A 23365-nucleotide genomic window follows, 5' to 3' on the forward strand; every position below is an offset into this window, starting at 1 on the left:
CCATGTCCATCCTACCGCCCGACCTTGCCCGCGCCGTCCGGTACAGGCAGGCCGGCCTGCGCCTCGGCCACCTCCGCCAGCGCCCGCTGAACCGCTTCCGTCGGCGGGCAGGATTTCCGCGTCCCGAGATCGACATGAAGCAGGAACGATTCTACCGTTGCCACCATCTCCCCATCGCCCCGCAACAGCGTATGGAAAAGGTGCAGCTTCTTGCCTGCCCCTTCCAACAGCCGCGTCTCCGCCCGGAGCCGGTCCCCCGCATGCGCCTCCGCCAGATACCGCACGTGGTTCTCCACCGTGAAGTAACTCAGGCCCGATGCCACATATTCCGCATCCGCGCCGACCATCTCCATGAACCGGTCCGTCGCCTTCGACCCCGCCTCCAGGTAATGCGCCTCGTTCATATGCCCGTTGTAGTCGGTCCACCCCTGCGGGATCTGCCGGTCCAGTGTCACCGGCATCCCGGCCTGCGCCAGCTTCGCCTCATGGGCGTTCACAACGCCCCCGGCCCCCGCGCCGGAATGCTTCAGCGCCCGTAAAATTCCCACCAGATTGTCGTCGCGCAGCCGCTCCAGCGCGCGGATCGAAAGATGACCGGATTGCGCATCCGATTGTCCCGCGATCAGCGCGACCAACGCGTCGGTGAACTCCGGCACATCCATCAATTTGGTCCATGGAAAGCTGAGACATGGCCCGAACTGTGCCATGAAATGTTCCATCCCCGCCTCACCCCCCGCCACGCGGTAGGTCTCGAAAAGGCCCATTTGCGCCCATCTCAGGCCAAAACCCATCCGTATCGCTTCGTCGATTTCCTCCGTCGTCGCGATCCCGTCCTTCACCAGCCAAAGCGCCTCGCGCCAGACTGCCTCAAGGAACCGATCCGCGATATGCGCGTCGATTTCCTTGCGTACATGGAGTGGATAAAACCCCACCTCCCGCAGGATCGCCTGCGCCCGACCGCAGGTCTCGGCCTCGCCGACCAGCTCGATCAACGGCAGCAGATAGACCGGATTGAACGGATGCGCCACGATCGCGCGCGCACCCTTGGCAGTCAATTCCGACGGTTTGAAACCGCTCGTCGACGACGCAATCACAGCCTCCGCCGGAGCTGCCGCGTCCAATTCCGCCAGCACCGTGTGCTTCACATCGAGCCGCTCCGGTACGCTCTCCTGCACCCAATCCGCCTCGGTCACGGTTTCGGCCAAGGAGTCGCAAAACCGCAATGCGCCCTCGGTGGGCAACGCCCTGTCATAAAGCGCCGGCAGGGCCCGTCGCGCGTTGGCGAGGACTTCGCCGATTTTGCGCTCCGCCTCAGGGTCCGGGTCGAACACCGCCACATCCCAACCGTTGAGCAAGAACCGCGCGGCCCATCCACCGCCAATTACGCCGCCTCCGATGATCGCGGCTTTCATGGCGTCACGCTCCGCTGCAATTGGCCAAGGTCATAGCCGTTGAAATCCAACACCTCCCGCGCTGCCGCCAGCCGATCGGGCGGGATTTCGGGATCGCGGTTGAGGATCCAGCCAACCCGTCCGTTCGGCGCACCGACCACCGCCGTGCGATACCCCTCATCGACCCACAACACCCAATAGGGCGCTGCAACCGGCACACCCTGCAAGCGCACGGATAGCCGCCCGAGCCCCTCGTCTGTGGCTGTTCCTATAATCCGGTCGATCTCTTGCCCGCTGGCGTCCAGGCACAGGTTTGTCACCGTCAAGACGCCGGGTGTTTCTGATAGGCCATATTCGGCAATCGCGCCGGGGCAGTCGGATTGGAACGGGTTCGGATAGCGGGCGACCTCATACCAGCGCCCAACATAGCGGCTCGGATCGAACGCCGCCGCTGAGGCAATCTGCACGGTGTCGTCACGATATGAGGGCCCAAATGCCACGTCGCACGCCGCGACCGCGAGGATGCTTGCAAAACTCAGGAGCGCGCGAACCTTCATGCCGGCGCCCGCTTTACCAGACCCAGCCTTTCACGCACCTCCGCAGGCCCAATGACCCGTGCGCCCATGCCTTCAACCACACCGACCGCGCGTTCGACCAGTTGCGCATTCGTCGCCAATACGCCTTTCTCCAGCCAAAGGTTGTCCTCCAACCCGACCCGCACATTGCCGCCCGCAAGAACCGCCGCTGCCGCATAGGCCATCTGGTTGCGGCCCAAAGCGAATGCGCTGAACGTCCAATCGTCGGGCACGTTATTGACCATCGCCATGAACGTATTCAGGTCATCCGGTGCCCCCCACGGAACTCCCATGCACAGCTGCACAAGGGCAGGGGCCTCCAACACGCCATCGGCGACCAGCTGCTTGGCGTACCAAAGGTGCCCCGTATCAAACGCCTCGATCTCGGGTTTCACGCCCAGATCGGTCATCATCCGCCCCATCGCTTGCAACATGCCGGGCGTGTTGGTCATCACGTAATCGGCTTCGGCAAAGTTCATCGTGCCGCAATCCAGCGTGCAAATCTCGGGCAGGCATTCAGCCACATGGGCCACACGCTCCGCCGCGCCCACCATATCGGTGCCCGCGGCCGCAGGCAGCGGCGCGTCGGTGCCGCCGAAAACGATGTCACCGCCCATACCCGCGGTCAGGTTCAGAACCACATCAACCTCTGCATCCCGAATGCGCTCCGTCACCTCGCGGTACAGCTTGAGGTCACGCGACGGCGCGCCCGTCTCCGGATCGCGCACATGGCAATGCACGATCGCAGCACCCGCTTTGGCGGCGTCGATGGCGCTGTCTGCGATCTGTGTGGGGGAGCGCGGCACATGCGGTGAGCGGTCTTGCGTCGCGCCCGAGCCGGTAACGGCGCAGGTGATGAAGACGTCCTTGTTCATGGTGAGCGGCATCTATTTCCCCTTCCAGACCGGGTCGCGTTTTTCGGCAAAGGCCCGTGCGCCTTCGAGTTGATCTTCCGATCGATAGAGTCGTTCGACCGTCTCGAACTGGCTCTTGGTAATCTTGTTGAGCGCGTCCTGGAATTTCATGTCTTCGGCCTCGCGCACCACTTCCTTGATCGCCGCGTAGACAAGCGGTGGCCCGGCGGCGAGCAGGTCCGCCATCTCGCGCGCCTTTTCCATCAAGTCGGCGGCGGGGTAGATGTGATTGATCAACCCCCACCTTGCGGCTTCATCGGCCTCCAACCAGCGCCCGGTGAACAGCATCTCCATCGCGATGTGATAGGGTATGCGCTTCGGTAACTTGATCGACGCCGCATCTGCCACTGTACCGGATCGGATTTCCGGAAGTGCGAAACTGGCATGATCGGCGGCAAGAATGATGTCTGCGCTCAACGCCAGCTCCAGTCCACCGCCACAGCAGATCCCGTTTACCGCCGCAATCACCGGCTTGTTCAGCCCACGCAATTCCTGCAGCCCGCCAAAGCCGCCAACCCCGTAATCACCATCCACCGCATCGCCGTCGGCCGCGGCCTTGAGGTCCCATCCGGGGCAAAAGAACTTCTCGCCCGCCCCGGTCACAAGCGCCACGCGCAGGTCGGGATCATCGCGAAATTCGGTGAAAACCTCCCCCATGATCCGACTGGTCGCAAGGTCGATCGCGTTGGCCCTGGGGCGGTCGAGCGTCACCTCCAGCACATGCCCACGGCGCTGTGTCTTGATCGGTTTGTCGGTCATGGGGCCTCCCTCAATCGGATCAGGGCGTCGACGGCAACGGCTGCGGATGGCGTACAGATCAGGGGGTTTATTTCAACCTCCAACACCTGCGCCGCATTGGTGATGACGTAGTCCTGCACGGCGAGAGCCGCGTTGACAATCGCTTGCCGATCGACAGACGCCGCGCCGCGATATCCGCACAGTGTCGGGGCGATAACCAAGCCGTCAAGCGCTTGCGATATCGCATCCGCATCGACCGGCAGAAGCAGATGCGCCGTATCGTTCAAAAGCTCCGTGAACGTACCGCCAGCCCCGAGCGTGAGAACGAAGCCATGCGCCGCATCATGAACGACTCCGATGAGCAGGTCGGCAATGCCGCCGGCTACCATTTCTTCTATAAGAAAATCCGTGGACGGCATCGCACGCGCGGCGCTTGCCACGTCGTCAGGTGTTGCCAGATTCAAGGCGACGGCACCAGCTTCGGATTTATGCGCGAACCCTTCGCCCTTCAGCGCGAGGGGTGCGTTCAACAATGATGCGGATGGTGCGATCTCGTCCACGCCCTGCGCCCGCACCGACTTTGGAACACTGAGGCCATGCGCCGCCAAAGCGATCTTTGCCTCCGCCTCGCTCAACCCAAATGCGGCGGCATCTTGCGCGCCGCGAACCGGGATCACCACCGGCATTGGCGCCGCCTCCGGGACCGGCCTGGCCGCCTGCGCAATCGCGGACAGGGTATCTTCGAGGCCGCAAAGCGCCGGAATGCCTTCGGCGATGAGCGACCGGGCGACCTCTTCGGGCATCGTGTCAGGTAAGCTGGAAACCACGGCAATCGGCACGCCGCGCGCCGCCATCGCATCGCGGATCGCGTCGATCACAATGTCCCATTGCGACGCATCGCAGCGGTCCGCGCGGGGAAAGTCCAAAACCACGCACCCAAGCGCCAGCGATGGGTCCATCATGGCGCTGAAACAGCATGCCATGGCCCCACGATTCCCCCAGATGTACGTGTGATAATCAAGAGGATTGGCCAAAGCGACCTTCGGGCCAAGTGCCGCGCGCAAGTCGCCTTTCTGTGCCGTATTCAATGGAGGGAAAACCACATCCCGGCCTATCGCCGTATCGGCCATCAAACTGGCCTCACCGCCCGAGCAGGACATCGAGGCGATGCGGTTCGACGGCAACGGCCCGGTGACATGCAAGAGCTTCAACGCCTCCAGCATGACCGACAATGACGTCACCCGCCGCACGCCTAATCGGTCAAGGAGTGCGTCGGATCCCGCCGCGCTGCCCGCAAGCGACGCGGTGTGCGACACGGTCGCTGTGCGCGCCTGGTCCGATGCGCCAATTTTGAGCGCAACGATCGCTTTGCCTGCCTGCCGCGCGGCCTCCGCCAATGCCTCGAAGCGACGAATGTCGCCGATCCCTTCGATATGCAGCCCCAGCACCGTCACCCTGTCGTCGGCCAACGCCGCCATCCCGAGGTCGGCCAAATCGACCTGCGCCTGATTGCCTGCTGTCAGCAGATAGGCAATCGGCAGGCCGCGCTTCTGCATCGTCAGGTTCAGCGCGATGTTTGATGATTGCGTGATGATCGCCACGCCCCGCTCCACCGGCACCATGCCATGCTGATCCGGCCAAAGTGCCACCTGGTCCAAGCCGTTGATAAAGCCATAACAATTTGGCCCCAAGATCGCCATGTCGCCCGCCGCTTCAAGCAATGCAGACTGTACCGCGCCGCCGTCGGCCAATTCCTCCAACGCCTCCTTAAACCCCGACGCAAAGCAAACCGCGCCACCGGCGCCGCGCCGCGACAGCGTGCGCGCAACCTCCACCGTGGCATGGCGGTTCACACCGATGAAGCAGGCATCCGGCGCCTGCGGCAGCTCCGCGACCGAGGTGAATGCGACTTCTCCACTTACCTCTGTGCGGGTTGGATGCACGGGCCAGATCGGCCCGGAAAACCCGAACGCCCGGCATTCGCGGATGACATTCTCGCACCAGGTGCCGCCGCCCACGACGGCGATATGCGCGGGCCGCAACACCCGCGACAGATCACTCATCGCGCTGATCCGCCCATCGTTGCTCCTTGAAAACGCATAATCCCACCGCCTGCCTTCAAGCGCCCAACGGGCGGAACAGATCGCGCGAGATGATGTGGCGCTGTATCTCGCTGGTCCCGTCCCAAATCCGCTCGACCCGCGCATCGCGCCAAAACCGTTCAATGGGGAAATCATCCATCAACCCCATGCCGCCGTAAATCTGCAGCGTCGTATCGGTCACCCGCGCGAGCATCTCGGTTGCGTAGACCTTGGCCGAGGCAATTTCCCGGTTTGCAGACAGGCCCTCATCCAACCGCCAGGCCCCCGCCAACGTCAGGAAATCGGCGGCATCAATCTCGGTGATCATGTCGGCGACCTGAAAACTCACGCCTTGGAACTTGGCGATGGCTTGCCCGAATTGCTTGCGCTCAGCGGCGTAATTGAGCGCGTAGTCGAAACACCGCCGCGCGCGCCCCACGCTGAACGCGGCCACGGTCAGGCGCGTCGCATAAAGCCATTCGTTCATTACGGCAAAACCGCCATCAACCTCGCCCAGAACCTGTCTATCCGGCAGGCGACAATCGTCGAATTCAAGAATGCAATTGTTGTATCCCCGGTGACTGACCGAGTTGTATCCGGCCCGCACCGCGAAGCCTGGATGCCCGCGATCCACAAGGAAACAGGTGATCCGCTTCTTCGGTCCGCGCGGCGTGTCATCAACGCCAGTGGCCACGAAAACGATAAAGAAATCCGCGTGGTCAGCACCCGAGATGAAGTGTTTCGACCCGTTGAGAACCCAATCGCCGCCGTTTCGGACCGCCGTGCATTTCATGCCCCGCACGTCTGATCCCGCGTCCGGTTCGGTCATCGCCAGCGCATCCATCCGCTCGCCGCGGACCGCAGGCAGAAGGTATTGCTCGCGCTGCGTCCCCTCGCAGGCCATCAGGATGTTTTGCGGACGTCCAAAGAAATGCGTCAACGCCATCGAGCCGCGCCCCAGTTCGCGTTCGACCAGCGTGAAATCGAGGTGGCTCAACCCCGCACCGCCGACCGCTTCGGGAAAGTTGCAGGCATAAAACCCAAGGTCGATGACCTTCTGTTTCAGCGTCTGGGCCAGATCGTGCGGCACGATACCGGTGCGTTCGACCTCCGCCTCGTGCGGGTAGATCTCGTTTTCCACGAAGCTACGCACGGTGGAGACGATCATCTCCTGCTCATCGCTCAGCCCGAAATGCATGACCGCACCTCCCTTGTCTCCCGCAGGGATCAGCGCATAGCCTCGCAATGCAAACCATGCAGAAAGCGCCTTCATTCATGCAAAGAACGAAAAGCATCCATATGCTTCTTTTCGACGGTTTCTCGAACCTTTGTCTCGCCAATGCAGTGGAGCCGTTGCGCGCCGCCAATACGCTGGCGCGTGCGCCCCTTTACGCCTGGTCCTTCCTCAGCCTTGGGGCTGAGGTTCTTGCCTCGTCGAGCGGTTTGCCGGTGACGCCGCAACCGATGCGCCCAGATCACAGGGGCGACGCCCTTTTTGTCATGCCGAGCTACGGGTACGACGCGCTCGCAACCGCCAAGACCGCCCAGGCCCTGCGCGCCGCGTCCCACCGCTTTGACCTGCTCGTGGGGCTCGATACCGGGGCGTATCTTCTGTCCCATGCCGGGCTTCTCGACGGGCACCGTGCCACCTGTCACTGGGATATCCTGGACGAGGCGGCGGAGGCCTTTCCGCAGGTCCAATTCACGCAAGATCGCCATGTCATCGATGGGGCGCGCGCGTCTTGTGGCGGCGCGACCACAACCCTTGATCTCATGCTGACGCTGATCGAACGGGACCACGGGGCGGCACTCGCGCTCGAGGTGGCAGCACTCTTCATGTATGGCGAGCGTGATCCGCTGACCGATCCGCGTCGTCTTGTTCCCAAACATCGGCAAATCAGGGCCGCCGCCGCGTTGATGCGCCGCAACGTGGAGATCCCGCTTCCGCTTGGCAAGATCGCGCGCGAGATCGGCCTTAGCCTGCGGGGCCTTGAGACCGCGTTTCGCACCCATGCCGGCCTGACGCCTGCGCGGCTCTACCGCGCAATCCGCTTGGCCGAGGCGCGGCGGCGCATGGAGCAAACCCGCGAGAGCGTCGCCGAAGTCGCCTTGCGCGCGGGCTACAGGGATGCGACCGCTATGACGCGCGCTTTCAAGGCAGAGTTCGGGATGACACCGTCCGCCGCGCGCGCCGCGAAGATGTCCGAGGGAGGCCAACAATGAAGACCGTGGGTGAGGCGCTTATCGCGCATCTGGAACAGCGCGGCGTGGACACGATTTTCGGCATTCCCGGCGTCCACACGGTCGAGATGTATCGCGGCCTCGCCGACAGTCCGATCCGTCACATCACGCCCCGGCACGAACAATCCGCAGGCTTCATGGCCGATGGCTACGCGCGCGCAACCGGCAAGCCGGGCGTTTGTCTCCTGATCACAGGGCCAGGCGTGACCAATGCGATCACGCCGATGGCGCAGGCGCGCGCCGATAGCATTGCGATGTTGGTGATTTCCGGGGTGAACCGCGTGGCAACGCATGGCCATGAAGAGGGGTTTCTGCACGAATTGCCGAACCAGCACGCGATGATGCGCGAGGTCGCTCTGTGGTCCCATACGCTGCATCGGGCGGAGGATCTGGACCGGGTCATGACCCGCGCTTTCACGCGAATGACCAGCGCGCGCCCGGGTCCGGTGCATATCGAGGTGCCGCTTGATGTGATGAACATGCCGGTGGCCGCGCCTGCGACCGTACCTGCCCTGCCCGCGCCCGCACGGCCCGCGCCGGACGCCATTGAGCGAGCCGCTCAAGCCCTGTCCAACGCCGAGCGCCCGTTGATCCTTGCGGGCGGCGGAGCACTTGGTGCGGCGGCCGATATCACGACGCTGGCCGAACGGCTCGACGCGCCGGTGATCACGACCACCAATGCGCGCGGACTGCTTGGCGGCCACCCGCTTGAGATCTTCGCCAGTCCCAGCCTTGAAAGCGTCCGCGCGGTCATGGCCGAGGCCGATGTCACCCTCGCCATTGGCACCCAATTCGGGCGAACCGATTACGACATGTACGAAGACGGCAAATCCCCCGCGCTCCGGCATCTTATCCGCATCGACAGCGATGCCGCACAAGTCAGCCGCGTGCGCCTACCCGATCTGCCCATTGTCGCTGACGCGGCGTTGGGTGTCTCTGCGCTTCTGACCGCCACCGAAGGCAAGCAGCGCGTGCATGACGCCGCCGCCCGGGCCACGCAAGCCCGCGATGCCGCGCTTGCAGAGATCGGGGCGGCCTATGCGGATCAAATCACGATGCTTCACATGATCCGCGACGCGATCCCGGGCGTGCGGATCATCGGTGACAGCACGCAGGCCATCTATGCGGGCAACCTGATCTGCAACATGCCCGCCCCGCGCCGCTGGTTCAACGCAGCGACCGGCTATGGCGCTCTTGGTTACGGTGCGCCCGCGGCGATCGGTGCGGCGCTTGGTGCGCCAGACACGCCTGTCCTTTGTCTGTCGGGGGACGGTGGGCTGCAATTTGTTCTTTCGGAACTTGGTACCGCGATGGATGAACGAGCTGCGGTGATTTTCCTGGTCTGGAACAACAATGGCTATCAGGAGATCGAGCGGTTCATGCGCGACAATGCGATCGAGCCCGAAGGCGTCAAACCATCCGCCCCGGATTTCGTGCAGGTGGCGCAGGCCTACGGGATGCCTGCCGAGCGGATCATCGGCATTGCCGCACTCACCCAAGCGCTGGACCGCGCCTTGGCCGCCAAAACCGCCTATCTCATCGACATGATCGTGGACTGACTCCGGCCTTCCTGGTTTCAGAAATACTCCGGGGGTTTGGGGGCTGGCCCCCAAGGAGGTGTGTGTTTGGGGGCTGGCCCCCAAGGAGGTGTGTGTTTGGGGGCTGGCCCCCAAGGAGGTGTGTGTTTGGGGGCTGGCCCCCCTCCAAAAAAAGGCGCGTTTTGGGAGCTGACCTGCAATGCTGCCTGCGCTTAGTTCCCTGCGCTTTTCACATTGGCCCCCGCGCCGCCCGCGGCTCGATCCTCCAGCAGCCGGTCCAGCCAATCGGGGTCCATCTCCGGCACCGACGACAGCAGCAGCTCGGTATAGGGATCATGTGGCGGCTGGAACATGTCGGATTTCGGCCCCTGCTCGACCACCACGCCTTCCTTCATCACCACCACCTCATCGGCGATGGATTTTACCGTCGCGAGATCATGGGTGATGAACATGTAGGCGAGGTCGAATTCAGCCTGCAGCTTGTCCAGAAGCTTCAAAATCCCCTCTGCGACCAATTGGTCAAGCGCGCTTGTAACCTCGTCGCAGATGATGAACTGCGGCTCTGCGGCCAAGGCTCGCGCGATGCCGATGCGCTGTTTCTGCCCGCCGGAGAGCTCCGAGGGCAGGCGGTCGATATAATCGTCCGGTTCCAATTCGATCAGATCGAGCAAATTGCGCACCCGCTCGTCCAAGGCCTTGCCGTTCAGCCCGAGATACATCTGCGCGGGACGCCCGATCAATTCGCGAAGTCTTTGTTTTGGGTTCAGGGCTGTATCGGCCATCTGGTAGATCATCTGCGCCTGTCGCAACTGATCCTTGGTGCGGTTGCGGTAATCCGGTGGCAGCGTCGCGCCGTTGAACAAAACCTCACCCTGACGGGGCGGCAGAAGGCCGGTGATAACGCGTGCGGTTGTCGATTTGCCGGACCCGCTTTCGCCGACAACGGCGACGGTGCGCCTGGCGTGGATGTCGAAGTTGATGTTCTTCAACACGTCTAGCGTACCGTAGCCCGCCGTCACGCCCTTGACCGACACGACCGGCGTGGTGCCCGCCGCCACCGGCGGTTGCTCTGCGCGCGCATGGCTGCGCACGGCCCAGAGCGATTTGGTGTAATCCTGCGTCGGCGCGTCAAGCATGGTGCGGGTGTCGGCCTCTTCGACCTCCTCGCCCTTAAGGAGGACTTTGATCTTGTCGGCCATCTGCGCCACGACGGCGAGGTCGTGGGTGATGTAGATGGCCGCCGTGTCGAATTGCTCCACGATGTCGCGGATTGCGGACAAAACCTCGATCTGGGTTGTCACGTCGAGGGCGGTTGTCGGTTCATCGAAGATGATCAGGTCGGGGCGACAGGCCATCGCCATGGCCGTCATCGCGCGCTGCAATTGCCCGCCGGAGACCTGATGCGGATAGCGAAACCCAATCTCGTCGGGGTCCGGCAGCTGCATTTTGCGGTAGAGGTCGACCGCATCGCGCGAGGCCTCGGATCGGCCCATGACACCATGCTGCACCGGGCCTTCTGCGTATTGGTCGATCAAGCGGTGGGCCGGGTTGAAACTGGCCGCGGCCGATTGCGCGACATAGGCGATCCGTTTTCCACGCAGGCTTCGGCGCTTGGTTTCGCTGGCTTTGCGCAAGTCAATCCCGTCGAAGTCGATGGTCCCGCCTGAGATCCGGCAACCGTCGCGCGCAAAGCCCATCGCGGCAAGCCCGATGGTTGACTTTCCCGCCCCGGATTCACCAATCAAACCAAGAACTTCACCCTTGTGAAGCGTCAGGTCGACCCCTTTCACAATCTCAAGCCATTCCTCATCGGCGCGGCCCTCGATGCGCAGGTCGCGGATGGTCAGAAGCACGTCCTTGTCGGATGTTGGCGTCTCGGGCATGGCCTTACTCCTTCAATCCGCTGGCGCGATGCAGCTGCCAATCGACCACGAAGTTCACGCTGACCGTCAGGAGCGCGATGGCGGCGGCGGGCAGCAGCGGGGTGACATTGCCGAAGGTGATCATGGTTGCCGTGTCCTTTACCATTGCGCCCCAATCTGCCGTGGGGGGCTGGATGCCGAGGCCGAGGAAGGACAAGGCGGAAATGGTGAGGAACACGAAGCAGAACCGCAGGCCGAATTCGGCCACGAGCGGCGCCATGGCGTTGGGCAGGATCTCGCGCGTGATCAAACGCCAACGGCCTTCACCGCGCAGACGGGCGGCTTCGACGTAGTCCATGACGACGATATTCATGGCGACGGCGCGGGCGAGGCGGAACACGCGGGTCGAGTCGATGACCGCGATCACGAGGATCATGTTGATGATCGACGTGCCCACAATCGTCAACAAAAGAAGGGCAAAGATCAGCGCGGGGATCGCCATCAACACGTCCACCGTGCGGCTGAGCAATTGGTCGAGCCAGCCGCCGACGACTGCCGCCAAAAGGCCCAGAACCGAGCCGAGGATGAAGGCGATGGCCGTGGTGACGAAAGCGATGCCGACGGTGTTGCGCGCGGCGTAGATCATTCGCGAGAGCATGTCGCGACCGAGGTTGTCGGTGCCGAGAAGCAGGGACGGGTCATCGCCGGGGAAGAGGAATTCGGGACCGACGACTTCGGTTTCCGAAAACGGGGCAAGCATCGGCGCGAAGAATGCCACGAAGACGTAAGCCAGGATCATCAGCATGCCGAAGCTGGCGGTCAGCGGCGCGGTCTTGAGCTCTTTCGAGATGCCGCGCGGCGTGATTGCGACGGCGACGGTACGAAACAGCCAACCCGCTGCCATTGCAGCGATAATTGCGGCTGCGAGCCAGAGAAGTCCGGTTAGAAAACCCATATCCTTCCCCCTCAGCGACGGTGCACGAGGCGGGGATTGGACAGGGTGGCCAACACATCCGCGGTGAGGTTCAGCAGCACATAGGCGGCGGCGAAAATCAGCGCGACGCCCTGCACCACCGGCATGTCACGGGCGGCGACGCTGTCGACCATGAGTTGGCCAAGACCGGGGTAGACGAAGACCACTTCGACCACGACCACGCCGGTGATGAGGTACGCGAGATTGAGGGCTATCACGTTGATAATAGGGGCCAAAGCGTTGGGCAGCGCGTGTTTGACGATGATCCGCATCGGCGCCATGCCCTTTAATCGGGCCATCTCGATATAGGGGCTGGAGAGCAGATTTATGATCGCGGCGCGCGTCATCCGCATCATATGGGCCGTGACGACCAGCGTTAAGGTTAACGCAGGCAGGAAGGCGACATGCAGGTATTCGGCGAAGGTTGGATCGCCGCGCGAGATGTTGATCGCGGTCGCGGGGAAGGCGCCGCCGGCGCCGGCGAGCAGGAAGATAAGGATGTAGGCCACGAAAAACTCGGGAAAACTTATTGAGGAGAGCGCGCTTGCATTGGCGAAACGGTCGAAGAAGGAATTGCGAAACAGTGCCGCGAGAATGCCGAGGATCAACGACAGCGGCACCGCGATGGCGGCGGCATAAGCGGCAAGCTCCAACGTGCGCACAAGACGCCCGCCGATCAGCGTGGCGACCGATTGGCCATTGGCCAGGCTTTCGCCGAAATCGCCGCGCAGAATATCGGTCAGCCAGCCCAAGTATCTGATATGCATGGGATCATTCAGACCCAATTGCTCGCGCAGGGCGGCGACGGTCTCGGGCGTGGCGGATTGTCCGAGGATCTCTTGCGCGAAATCGCCGGGCAAAAGTTCGGTGCCGAGAAAGATGATCAGGGACACGACGAACAGCGTCACGAAGCCAAGGGCCAAACGCTGTGCGATCATGGTGAATATATGTGACATGTCTGTCCTTCGGGGGCGCAATGCCCGGTCGCTTGCCCACCGCCAGATGCGTTCAACCGGACGGAAATGTGCTCATCTGAACGCTTTTTTCGCGCGAAAAGCGTTCAGATGGACACATCTCCCGGGCCACCGAAAAGCGGCCCGGGGTGTGTTCAGATGAACGGTTTCAGGAGGCGAACCACCACCGCTCGCCGATGCGGTGCCCGTCATTGCGCCAGTTCGAGGCGATCTGCTCGGGACGGCCCAGACGGTCAGAATGCGCACCCACGTAGGCGGCGAACATCGGGATGATGATGCCGCCCTCGTCGGAGACGATCTGTTGCATCTCGAAATACTGCTCGCGTCGCAGATCCTCATCGAGTTCCGCGCGGGCGGAGACGAGAAGCTCGTTGAAGCGCTCGTTCGACCAATAGGTTTCGTTCCACGGCACGCCCTCGGCATAGGCGGTGGCGAACATCCAGTCTTCGGTCGGACGACCGCCCCAATAGGTGCCGGCAAACGGCTTCTGCATCCAGACGTTGGACCAGTAGCCATCGTTGGGCTCGCGCACCACGTTCAGGTTAATGCCACCGGCGCTCGCGCTTTCGGCAAACAGAACGCCCGCATCCAGCGCACCGGCGAAGGCCGCATCGGCAAGGTGGATGTCCACGTCGAGGCTTTCCATGCCCGCTTCGCGCAGGTGGAATTGCATCCGGTCGGGATCGTATTCACGCTGCTCCAGCTCGGTGTTGAAGAAGCGCTGACCGGGCCCGATCGGGTGGTCATTGCCGAGCGAGCCGTAGCCGTTGAGGATCGTGTCCACCAATTGCTGCCGGTTGATGCCGAACTTGAGCGCCATGCGCACGTTGACGTCATCGAAGGGCGCCGCACGGGTGTCCATCGGCAGGCCGTAATGCTGCGTGCCCGTCACCGAAAGGATCTCGATCCCCGGCGCGCGTTCCAGAAGGTGCACGGTGTTCAGATCGGCGGTGTCGATGTAATCGACGTCGCCCGAAATCAGCGCGTTCTGACGCGCGGCATCGTCGAAGATCACAACCTGTTCGATGGCGTCGAAATAGGGCAGGCCCTCTTTCCAGTAGCCCTCATGACGCTCGTAGCGGGCGCCGACACCGAATTCCAGCTCGGCGATGCGGAACGGGCCGCAGCCATCGCGGGTTTCGGGATCAATGGTGCCATCGGCCTGCGCGGGCAGGATCGGCAGGTGATAATCCGACAGGACAAACGGGAAGTCCGCGTTGCCGGCCGACAGGGTGAACACCACGTTCATGCCATCGGCCGTCATGTCGGTGATGTCGGCCACGATGGGCGCAGCGGCCGAGGTGCTGTCTTCGCCGCGGTGGTGGTTGATCGAGGCGATCACGTCTTCGGCGGTCAGGACATGGCCGGAATGGAATTCAACACCAGAGCGGATCGTGAACGTCCAGGTCGCGGCATCGGCGGAGGCTTCCCAGCTTTCGGCCAGTTCCGGCACGAGGGAGCCATCGGCGGCAATCTCGGTCAGATAATTGTTGCGCGTATGCGCCTGGAAGATCATGAAATCGGCTTCCCACGAGCCCGGGTCGAGCGCGTCGGTGGTCGAGCCATGGGCCATGCCCACGCGCAAGGTGCCGCCGCGGACGGGCTGCGCGCGGAGCGGTGTGCCCCACGGTGTCACAAGCGCCGCGGCCCCGATAGCCGTCGCGCCTTTCAGCACGCCACGGCGGCTGGGACTGGCAAAAGATGTCAGTTTACTCATTATCGTCTCCCTGTTTCGTTCTTGGTGTGCGGGCCGTCAGGGGCGCGCACGTTATGATTTCATTCTGACTGCAAATATCATGTATTCAACCTGTTTATCGGTTTCGGGCCACAACTTGACGTTGAACTGGGCCTAGGCGGCGGGGCCATTCGGGCCGATCCGCAGGCCCTTGCGCAGGTGTCGGTAGGGCACATCCTCAAGGACACATCCCAACGCGCCGGGATTGGCCACGGGGATCGTGGCCTGCGCAATCGGGTCGAAATCGGCGCGGTAATGCACGGTGCTTTTGACCGCGATCAGTCGGGCGGTTTCGGGGATTGCGCCGATGTGGCGGAAATAGGCACGGTCGAGGCATTGGTTGCGGACCGAGCTGACGAGAACCCGAATGTCGGAACCGTTTACAGTCAGGTGCAGCAGGGTGGTTGGCCCGATCTGCGCGGTGCCGCCACCGTACATGTCGCCTTCGTAAGGCACGCTGCCATCGCTGAGCGCGGCGACGTGGCAGGGGGTTTCAAAGGGTGTGTCACCGAACAGCCCGGATTTTCCGCCAAGCCCGAGGGTCAGGGTCGCACCGACCCCGGCCTGATGCGCGGCGACGGCGGCGGCGGGGTCATGCAGCACACCCAACAGTGCGTTTTGCGCCGCGCCCGAAACCATCGCGCGCAGCAGGCCCGTAGTGTCCGACGATCCGCCGCCGCCGGGATTGTCCTGCACATCGGCGAGGATCACGGGTTTGCCGACAGGACTGGCCATGGCCAGGCGCACGGCGGTGTCGGGGTCTTGCAGGGGCTGATCGAAAGCGTCCTCGGCGGCCAGAACTCGGGCCAGGAGCGCGTCGGCAATGCTATCGGCCTGCGTCTGCGTGGGGGCATGGGCGAGGATCGCGGGGCCGGTGACGGGGCTATCGCCGCCGGAAAACCCGGTCGCAAATTCGGCCCATTGGCCGGGGGCATCGTGGGCGGTGAGTGCGGCGTAAAGCGGGCCTGCGGGGGCGGCACCGGTGAATTGCGCGTGCATCGGGATCAGGTAGGGGAGGGCGCGGAACGCCTTGGCGGGGCGTTGGCCGTTGAGGATATCGGTGAGTGCTGCATGGGCGCGGGCCCCGGCATCGGCCATATCGAGATGCGGGTAGGTGCGGTAGATCGTCAGCGCATCGGTGAGGTCGGTGAGCGTGTCGGAGACATTGGCGTGCAAATCGAGGCTCGCCACAATCGGCAGGTCCGGGCCGGTTTGCGCGCGGATGCGCGACAGAAGCTCCGCCTCGCCGTCGGGGTGATCTTCGGTGATCATCGCGCCGTGCAGATCGAGGTAAAGCGCATCGGGGCGTGTGCGGGCGAGGCCGCTGAGGATCTCGGCGCAGATCGTGTCGAAGGCGTGGTGAGTGACGGGGCCCGAAGGTTCGGCGGCGCACCACAGGATCGGGTGAAGATCGGCGGTCGGCGCGGCGGCGGCGATAAAGCCCGCGATAGGCAGGTTCAGGCCGCAGGAACCGGGGATCACGGCGCCGCCGCGCAGGAGCGGTGGCCAAGAATCGGCCATCTCGAAGGCGGGCAGATCGGCGGGCAGCGGGCTGAAGGAATTGGTCTCGTGCTGGAACCCGGCGAGGGCGATTTTGGGTCGCATTCGCGGGGCGCTAGACATGGTCGCGGGGGATCTCTTCGGACCAGCCGCGCTCGAAGATCAACGCGTCGTTTTCGCGGGCGGCGAGGCGCGCCTCGACGATCCAATGGGTCGCGGTGGCGCGCATCCCGCCGGTGGCGATAACCTCGGTGGTGATGCCGTCGCGGATGCGCAGCGCGGTGGTTTCCTCCTGCGCCTCAAGGCTGAGCGGATCGCCACGGGTGATCGACCAGCGCGCTTTGTGGGTATCCTCAAAGCCAAGCCCGTGGCCGGGGTGCGTGCGCAGCCCGGTGGTGCTGGATTGCACGACATCGGTGCGCCCGGTGGCGCGGTCGAAATGGGTACGACGGTAATCTTCTGCCGGGGTTTGGCGCGGGTAATCGGGACGCGGATCGCCGGGCGGCGGTTCGGGCAAGGTGCAGGGCCGGTGCGGGGCATGCGGCAGATGCAGCGTCGCCTGGGGCCCTAGGGTCAGTGTGGCGGTGACGTCACTGGGCGGCGGCAGGATGAGCGGGAAATACGCGGTGGACAGCGCAAGACGCAACCGGTGGCCGGGGCGCAGGCGATAGGCGGTGGCGTCGAGGGTGAGGGTAATGTGTTCCGGCGCGCCGGGGGTCATGGGGGACGGCGTTTCACTGCCGTTGCGGTGCGCGAGGTTCAGAACGCCCATGCTGATGCGATGGGCGCAGCCGTCGGGGTGGACGTCCACGAGCCGCGCGATCAGGTTGCCCTGCGGCGCGTCAATCGCGACGGGCAGGCGCAGCACCGGCATGCCGATAATGTCGAGCGGGGTGTCGCTCGGCTCGGTTTCGAAACACAGACTCCGCCCGTCATCGGCGCGCTGATCGGCGGGCAGGTCGGTGTCGCCGCCCTGAGTGAAGAAGGCGCCGCCGTCGACGCCGGTGTCGAGGGCAGAGCAAAGAAGTGTGGTCTGCGTCCGGCCTGCGGGGCCAAGCGTGCCGGGCGACAGGTGCAGGCGGGCCTCGCTCGCCGCCCTTTGATCAATCTCGATCCATTGGCCGGGCTCGAAGTCGCGCGGGGCATCGGGGCGCACGGCCTCCGACAGGTAGAGGCGATGGGCGGGCAGGTCGGGCGCGTCCTCACCGCGCAAGTGCTGGCCGAACCAGGCGGCGGCCTCGGCCACGAAATCCATGCGCGGGCCGGGCACGGCGAAATGCGGATAGAGATGTACCCACGGCCCGGTTATGGCGCGGGCCCGCGCGCCCAGACCCGCGCGCCCCTTCCACGGCGTGTTGCGGTAACCATCGGCCCACCCGGCGATGAGCAATGCGGGCGCTTCGACCGCGCCGAAATCTTCGCAGATCGAGCCGTGTTTCCAATAGCCATCGCGGCGTTGGTGGCGCATCCATGTCAGCGCCAAAGGCTCCATCGCGCCAAGCCGATCCAGCCAGATCTTGCGCCAATCCGCCCCGACCACAGCCGCATCCGGCGGCACGGCGGCGCGGGCCAGCATCTGCGTCGCCCAATAAAGGTTGGTCCCCATCTGCGCGCCGCCCTTGGTGTGGATATCATCGGCGAAGCGGTCCACGGTGGAGGCGATTGAGATCACCGCCTTGAGCGCCGGGGGCCTGCGCGCGGCGAGTTGCAACGCGTTGAAGCCACCCCAGGAGATCCCCATCATCCCGACATGGCCGTTGCACCAGGGCTGCGCCGCGATCCAGGCAAGGGTGGCCTCGGCATCGGAAAGCTCGGTCTCGGAATACTCGTCGTCGAACTGCCCGCCGCTGTCGCCGGTGCCGCGCAGATCGACCCGGACCCCGGCAAAGCCGTGCGCGGCAAGGGCGGGGTAGGTTGCCTCGTCGCGCGGTGCGGTCACATCGCGGCGGCGGTAGGGCAGGAATTCGAGTACCGCAGGGACCGGCGCGTCGGTGACAGGCCGCCAGATCCGCGCGGCGAGGCGTGTGCCACAGGGAAGCGGGATCCAGACAAGGGGCGCGTCGTGATGTTCCATCGCCCATTGGTGCCAAGCTTGGCGGCGCGGGTCCAGTTGGATCGTTCCGCGCGACGTCACGGCGGATGTCGGTTTCCGCTCCGCACCGATAGAGTGCGGCCGAACTCTGAGCAAATGCGGCGATGAAAGGGTTCGGCGCTGTTGAGCCTGCCACGTGCCGTCAATGGTTTGGAGCGCAGTGCAGCCACGGCCCAAGGCTTCCCGTCAACGACGCGTTATCCCGTTGTAAAAGCAGCCCATAATACCGATCACCCGCCGCACGGGCGAAGTCACGGAAGAACGAGCAGTCTTTTGTGGCGGTTCGCCAATGCGCGAAGTGAGGCATTGGCGAACCATTTGGGCCGAAAAAGTCGCCCGAGGTTTTATCCTCGGGATGCTTTCACCATGTCTGCGCCTTTCTCGGCGACCATATAGGTGGGCGCATTGGTGTTGCCTGTCGGAACGACCGGCATGATGGACGCATCAATCACGCGAAGGCCTTCGAGGCCATGGACCTTTAGCTCGTGATCCACCACGGCCATTTCATCACGCCCCATTTTACAGGTGCCGACCTGATGGTGATAGCTTTGCAGCGAATTGCGGGCGTAATCGGCCAATTCTTCGTCTGTTTGCACCTCCGGGCCGGGATAGATTTCCCGCGTCGTGATCTCTGCCAGGGCAGGTTGCTGTGCAATCTCGCGCATCATCTTGATGTTGGTCACCAGGGTTTGCACGTCGTATTCGGTCTCGAGAAGGTTGGGGTCCAGGATCAGCGGGTCGTCGACATCGGGACCGGTAATCCTCAACTCTCCCCGGCTGGTCGGGCTGACCCCGCCAGCACACAGCGTATAGGCCGATGGCGTGATCGGCTCCTGCGTGTCAGCGGTATAAAGCGGGACATGGAAGAACAACGGCTGCATGTCGGGTGCGGGCAAGCGCGGGTCAGAGCGCATGAACGCCTGCGCATGGAGCGGAATGACGGCCACGTTGGTCGGCGGCGGTACGTCTCCTTCAAAGATCACCGGTGCAAGCGAATGATCGTGCAGGTTCTTTCCGACACCCGGCAGCTCGTGGACAACCTCGATCCCGTGCTCTTCCAGTTGCGCACGCTCGCCGATACCCGACAGCATCAGCATTTTGGGGCTTTCGATTGTCCCGCCTGCAAGGATCACTTCTCGCGTGGCTGTGACGGTGCGCGTCTCGCCTTCCTGGATATAGCTCACACCGGTTGCCGTCTTGCCGTCCAATTCAACCCTCGTCACACGCGCGTTGGTCAGAAGGCTGAGGTTCGAGCGTTCGAGGGCCGGACGCAGGAAGGCGACAGCGCTTGAGTGACGTTTGCCATCCTTTGTGTTCATCTGCGCGAAATTCACACCCTCGCTATCGGCCCCGTTGTAATCCTCGTTGAACGGGTAGCCCGCTTGCAGTGCCGCGTCGACGATGCGTTGTGTCGTGGGGTGAATCTCATAATCCGTCGTCACCCGGAGCGGCCCTCCGGCACCATGGTATTCGTTCTCACCCTGATCGAAATCTTCGGATTTCTTGAAATACGGCAGGATGCTTTCATAGTCCCACCCCGGGTTTCCCATATAGGCCCAATTGTCGTAATCGGACGCGTGTCCACGCACATAGAGCATCCCGTTGATCGAACCGGAGCCGCCAACGACGCGCCCGCGTGGCCAGTGGATCTGACGCCCGTTGCAATGCTCTTGAGGGGCCGTGAAGTAGGCGTAGTCGTATTCGGTGTTCCAGTTCTCCAGAAGCAGAAGCGGTGTTTCGATGGTTGTCACACCTTCTTCCGGGCCACCGGCTTCGATCAGAAGCACGGAAACGTCCGGGTCTTCGGTAAGGCGGGCCGCCAGGACGCATCCCGCCGAGCCTGCGCCGCAAATCACATAGTCGAAGCTTCCGGTTTGCGCCTGCGCCGTGTTGACAGATGCGCCGTATATCCCCGGTGCGACCATCAAGACGCCCGAGGCAAGTGAGGACTTCTTCAAAAAGTCGCGGCGGTTAAGTCTGGGTTTTCTCATGTGGTTTCCTCCCGATATGTGCGCAGCCCGGTTCGTGGGCTGCACATGCGAATTGTTTGACAAGGAGATCTCAGGAAAAGACGACTTGAACGTCGGTATATTCCTGTAGGCCTTCTTCGCCGAATGCGACCCCGATGCCCGATTTCTTCACCCCCCCAAACGGGGCATTGGGCTGGATCGCGCCGTGTTTGTTGATCCAGACAGACCCGCATTCCATGCGAAGGGCGATCTCTTTGGCGCGGTCGATATCCTTTGACCAGACCGATCCGCCGAGCCCGTTTTCCGATGCATTGGCTTGTGCGATCGCATCGTCGACATCCGAGAATTTGATGATCGGCAACGCTGGTCCGAACTGTTCCTCGGCCACCAGCGGATTGTCATTGTCGAGATCCGCGATGATCGTGGCCGGGAAAAAGAGACCGTCTCCCGGCTCGCCCCCCAACAGCACGCGACCCTCAGACTTGCCCGCGTCGACCAGGCGTTTTACTTTGTCGAACTGCATCCGGTTTTGGACCGGGCCAAGAATGCTTCCCTCTGCCATTCCGTCTCCCATCGGAATGCTCTTGGCAAAGGCAACCAGGGCATCGCAAACGGCGTCATAGACGTCTGCGTGAACGTAAAGTCGTTTCATCGCGGCGCAGGTTTGGCCGTTGTTGATGAATCCACCCCAGAACAAACCCTCCGCGATCTGCGCCGGATCGACATCGGGCAAAACAATGCCGGCGTCATTGCCGCCCATTTCAAGCGTCAGACGCTTCATGGTTTCCGCGGCCGAGCGCATGACCTTTTCGCCGGTCGCGCAAGAGCCCGTGAACACGATCTTGCGGATGTCTGGATGGGCCGACATGGCAGCACCAATAGAGGCCCCTCCATCGCTGCCGGTGACGCAATTCACAACACCGGCCGGCAGGACCTCATTCATGATCTCGACCAACCGAATGGTCGAAAGCGGCGTGAATGGAGACGGTTTGATCACCACCGTGTTGCCCGTGCGCAGCGCCGGCATGATGTGCCAGATCGCGATCATCACCGGAAAGTTCCATGGGGTGATGGAGCCAACAACACCAAGCGGCTTGCGGTGCAGCTCCACCGTGCCTTCGTTGTTGTCCTGCAATGTCTTCATCGGCAAGGAGAGAGCACTTGTATACCCTGCCCAAGCCCCTGCGCCGCCAAGCTCCCACCGCGAACCGAGCCCGTTGAGCGGCTTGCCTTGCTCCTTCGTGACAAGCTCCGCCAATTCTTCTGCGTGTTCGCCCAGTTTTGCGGTCACCGCCTCGCAGGCCGCCTGAAGGGCAGCGTCAGAATGGCGTGACCAGCTTGAGAATGCCTCGTTTGCCGCCGCGACGGCATGATCCAGATCGGCCGAGCTGGCTTCAGGCGCCAACCCGACGATTTCACCCGAGGACGGATTGCGAACCTCGAATGTCTGTGCTGCGGCCACATTCTGACCGCCAATGACCATGGAATAAATGTCAGCCATCGGTTTTCTCCTCCTCCAAAAACCATAGGTCTCCCACGGGTGAGGTTAGGAAGTGGCCGCGGATGCGTCTTGGCGTCAGACGTCAGAGTCTTTTGCGCCAGGCGTCAGATCACTCGACCTGCAGTGTCTCGCCCGGAGCGCGGCCATAATATCTGCGATACACCCGGTAGAACGTGGAGAGGTCGCCAAACCCCGCTTCAAAAGCGACGGTAGAGATCGAAACATGGTCTTGCTGCATTGAAAGCAGTTGCAAATGCTGATGTGCGGCTTCCACCCGAAATCGCTGCAAACGATCATGGGGCGTTTCATCCGTGACCTTGAAGGCACGCTGAAGGCGCCTCAGAGAAACTCCGGTCAGGAGCGCGAGCGACTGACTGTTGAAGCTTGGTGAGCGGTAGCTTTCCGCGATGACCGTCAACGCTTGCTGAACAATCGCGCGGTCTGGGTTGAGCCTTCCGCCATTGCCCAGGGACCGTTCCGTCAGCAATGCCCCAAATACACTGTAGAAGGCTTCAACGGTGTGGGGCAAAACCGCCGCGTCGTCGGTGGTCATCAGTTTTGTCAGAACCGCCTTCATTGCAATGGCCATGGGCTCGTCCCCTTCGATCGCCAAGCCCCCAAAAATACGGTGACCAAATCGATGACACATCTCTTCGCGCGGCAGGTGCACCGACAGCTGCAAAGTGTGTTCGCCGCCATAGACGAAGGTGCTTTGCTTGGTCGCATCGACCACAAACATGTCACCGGGTTCCGCCCAGATTGCGGCGTCTCCCTGGATAAGTTGCGCCCGTCCGCGTTGCTGAAGGATCAAGAAGAAGTGGTTGCCGGGATCGTATCGAATGTTGGATGTGCTGCGCGATACGCGCTCCACGTCGAGGCCGACTTGAGCGACATCCAGGCCTCCGAATTGCGCCACAGACAGGTGGCCGGAAACGTTTTCGCGCCTCTGCTGCGTCGGCAGAACGTCAAATGATCCACAGATTCCATGAAGGCGCGACTGAAACAGTTCAACGGGTTGCGTTTCAATGCGCAGGCTTTCGGGATGCGAGTGCGAGTTCGGCATAGCCTGCGCACAGTAACAGCTTTTCGGCGCAAATCTATTGTTTGGAATCGCGAAGCAACGTTTGCTCAGTCACTTTTTGGTGCCACGAAGGCGCTATGGGCGAGCAGACTCAGCTTGCTCCCTCAGCGCCAACATGCGCAGGTCTCAACCCGCATTCCTGAACCGACCCTGCGCACGTCAATCCGGCACGCCCCTCGCGCCGGAGCTGAAACAACAA

At 62.9% G+C, this 23365-nt stretch carries 17 protein-coding genes; 2 read left to right on the forward strand and 15 right to left on the reverse strand.

Translation table 11 applies throughout. The features are described from left to right. Window positions 1–11 precede the first annotated feature (11 nt). From V8J83_RS13135 to V8J83_RS13160, 6 genes are read right to left on the reverse strand one after another with little or no spacing between them, the layout of a single operon-like run. Window positions 12–1412 carry a carnitine 3-dehydrogenase gene (locus V8J83_RS13135; protein ID WP_339986850.1) on the reverse strand — a complete coding sequence of 467 codons (1401 nt, stop codon included), beginning with the start codon at window positions 1410–1412 and terminating at the stop codon, window positions 12–14. Further along, entirely contained in the window at window positions 1409–1948 is a 540-nt protein-coding gene (locus tag V8J83_RS13140; RefSeq protein WP_339986851.1) for a lipocalin family protein, read from the reverse strand. Before V8J83_RS13140 ends, V8J83_RS13135 begins: the two co-directional genes overlap by 4 nt. Continuing rightward, window positions 1945–2853: a 3-dehydrocarnitine:acetyl-CoA trimethylamine transferase BcoG gene (bcoG, locus tag V8J83_RS13145; RefSeq protein WP_339986852.1), complete on the reverse strand. Its 909-nt coding sequence runs from the start codon at window positions 2851–2853 to the stop codon at window positions 1945–1947. Before bcoG ends, V8J83_RS13140 begins: the two co-directional genes overlap by 4 nt. Continuing rightward, on the reverse strand, window positions 2854–3639 hold the full coding sequence (locus V8J83_RS13150) for a carnitinyl-CoA dehydratase (RefSeq protein ID WP_339986853.1): 786 nt from the start codon (window positions 3637–3639) through the stop codon (window positions 2854–2856). Continuing rightward, window positions 3636–5681 carry an acetate--CoA ligase family protein gene (locus V8J83_RS13155; protein WP_339986854.1) on the reverse strand — a complete coding sequence of 682 codons (2046 nt, stop codon included), beginning with the start codon at window positions 5679–5681 and terminating at the stop codon, window positions 3636–3638. Before V8J83_RS13155 ends, V8J83_RS13150 begins: the two co-directional genes overlap by 4 nt. Window positions 5682–5736: 55 nt before the next feature. Further along, entirely contained in the window at window positions 5737–6897 is a 1161-nt protein-coding gene (locus tag V8J83_RS13160; RefSeq protein WP_339986855.1) for an acyl-CoA dehydrogenase family protein, read from the reverse strand. A gap of 77 nt (window positions 6898–6974) precedes the next feature. Here V8J83_RS13160 and V8J83_RS13165 point away from each other — a divergent pair, with 77 nt between their 5' ends. Next, on the forward strand, window positions 6975–7922 hold the full coding sequence (locus V8J83_RS13165; RefSeq protein WP_339986856.1) for a GlxA family transcriptional regulator: 948 nt from the start codon (window positions 6975–6977) through the stop codon (window positions 7920–7922). Continuing rightward, entirely contained in the window at window positions 7919–9499 is a 1581-nt protein-coding gene (locus V8J83_RS13170) for a 5-guanidino-2-oxopentanoate decarboxylase (protein WP_339986858.1), read from the forward strand. Before V8J83_RS13165 ends, V8J83_RS13170 begins: the two co-directional genes overlap by 4 nt. 191 nt (window positions 9500–9690) lie before the next feature. On the opposite strand, the gene V8J83_RS13175 is transcribed toward V8J83_RS13170, so the two are convergent. The 9 genes from V8J83_RS13175 to V8J83_RS13215 form a co-directional block, all read right to left on the reverse strand. Further along, complete coding sequence (locus tag V8J83_RS13175) at window positions 9691–11361, reverse strand: ABC transporter ATP-binding protein (RefSeq protein ID WP_339986860.1); 1671 nt, start codon at window positions 11359–11361, stop codon at window positions 9691–9693. Window positions 11362–11365: 4 nt separating this feature from the next. Continuing rightward, a complete protein-coding gene (locus tag V8J83_RS13180) occupies window positions 11366–12295 on the reverse strand; it encodes an ABC transporter permease (protein ID WP_339986861.1) in 930 nt (309 codons plus the stop codon). A gap of 11 nt (window positions 12296–12306) precedes the next feature. Then, window positions 12307–13269 (reverse strand): ABC transporter permease, encoded by a 963-nt coding sequence (locus V8J83_RS13185; RefSeq protein ID WP_339986862.1) that lies wholly within the window; start codon window positions 13267–13269, stop codon window positions 12307–12309. 166 nt (window positions 13270–13435) lie between these two features. Beyond that, entirely contained in the window at window positions 13436–15004 is a 1569-nt protein-coding gene (locus tag V8J83_RS13190; protein WP_339986863.1) for an ABC transporter substrate-binding protein, read from the reverse strand. A 132-nt stretch (window positions 15005–15136) separates the two neighbouring features. After that, window positions 15137–16627 carry a M81 family metallopeptidase gene (locus V8J83_RS13195; protein WP_339986865.1) on the reverse strand — a complete coding sequence of 497 codons (1491 nt, stop codon included), beginning with the start codon at window positions 16625–16627 and terminating at the stop codon, window positions 15137–15139. A gap of 10 nt (window positions 16628–16637) precedes the next feature. Further along, window positions 16638–18596 (reverse strand): CocE/NonD family hydrolase, encoded by a 1959-nt coding sequence (locus tag V8J83_RS13200; RefSeq protein WP_339986866.1) that lies wholly within the window; start codon window positions 18594–18596, stop codon window positions 16638–16640. A gap of 362 nt (window positions 18597–18958) precedes the next feature. Beyond that, window positions 18959–20605 (reverse strand): GMC family oxidoreductase, encoded by a 1647-nt coding sequence (locus V8J83_RS13205; protein WP_339986868.1) that lies wholly within the window; start codon window positions 20603–20605, stop codon window positions 18959–18961. 70 nt (window positions 20606–20675) lie between these two features. Beyond that, window positions 20676–22085: an aldehyde dehydrogenase family protein gene (locus V8J83_RS13210; protein ID WP_339986869.1), complete on the reverse strand. Its 1410-nt coding sequence runs from the start codon at window positions 22083–22085 to the stop codon at window positions 20676–20678. 109 nt (window positions 22086–22194) lie between these two features. Further along, window positions 22195–23148: a helix-turn-helix domain-containing protein gene (locus V8J83_RS13215; RefSeq protein WP_339986870.1), complete on the reverse strand. Its 954-nt coding sequence runs from the start codon at window positions 23146–23148 to the stop codon at window positions 22195–22197. Window positions 23149–23365: the final 217 nt, after the last annotated feature.

It is taken from the genome of Gymnodinialimonas ulvae (genome assembly GCF_037543845.1).
Classification (GTDB): Bacteria; Pseudomonadota; Alphaproteobacteria; order Rhodobacterales; family Rhodobacteraceae; genus Gymnodinialimonas; species Gymnodinialimonas ulvae.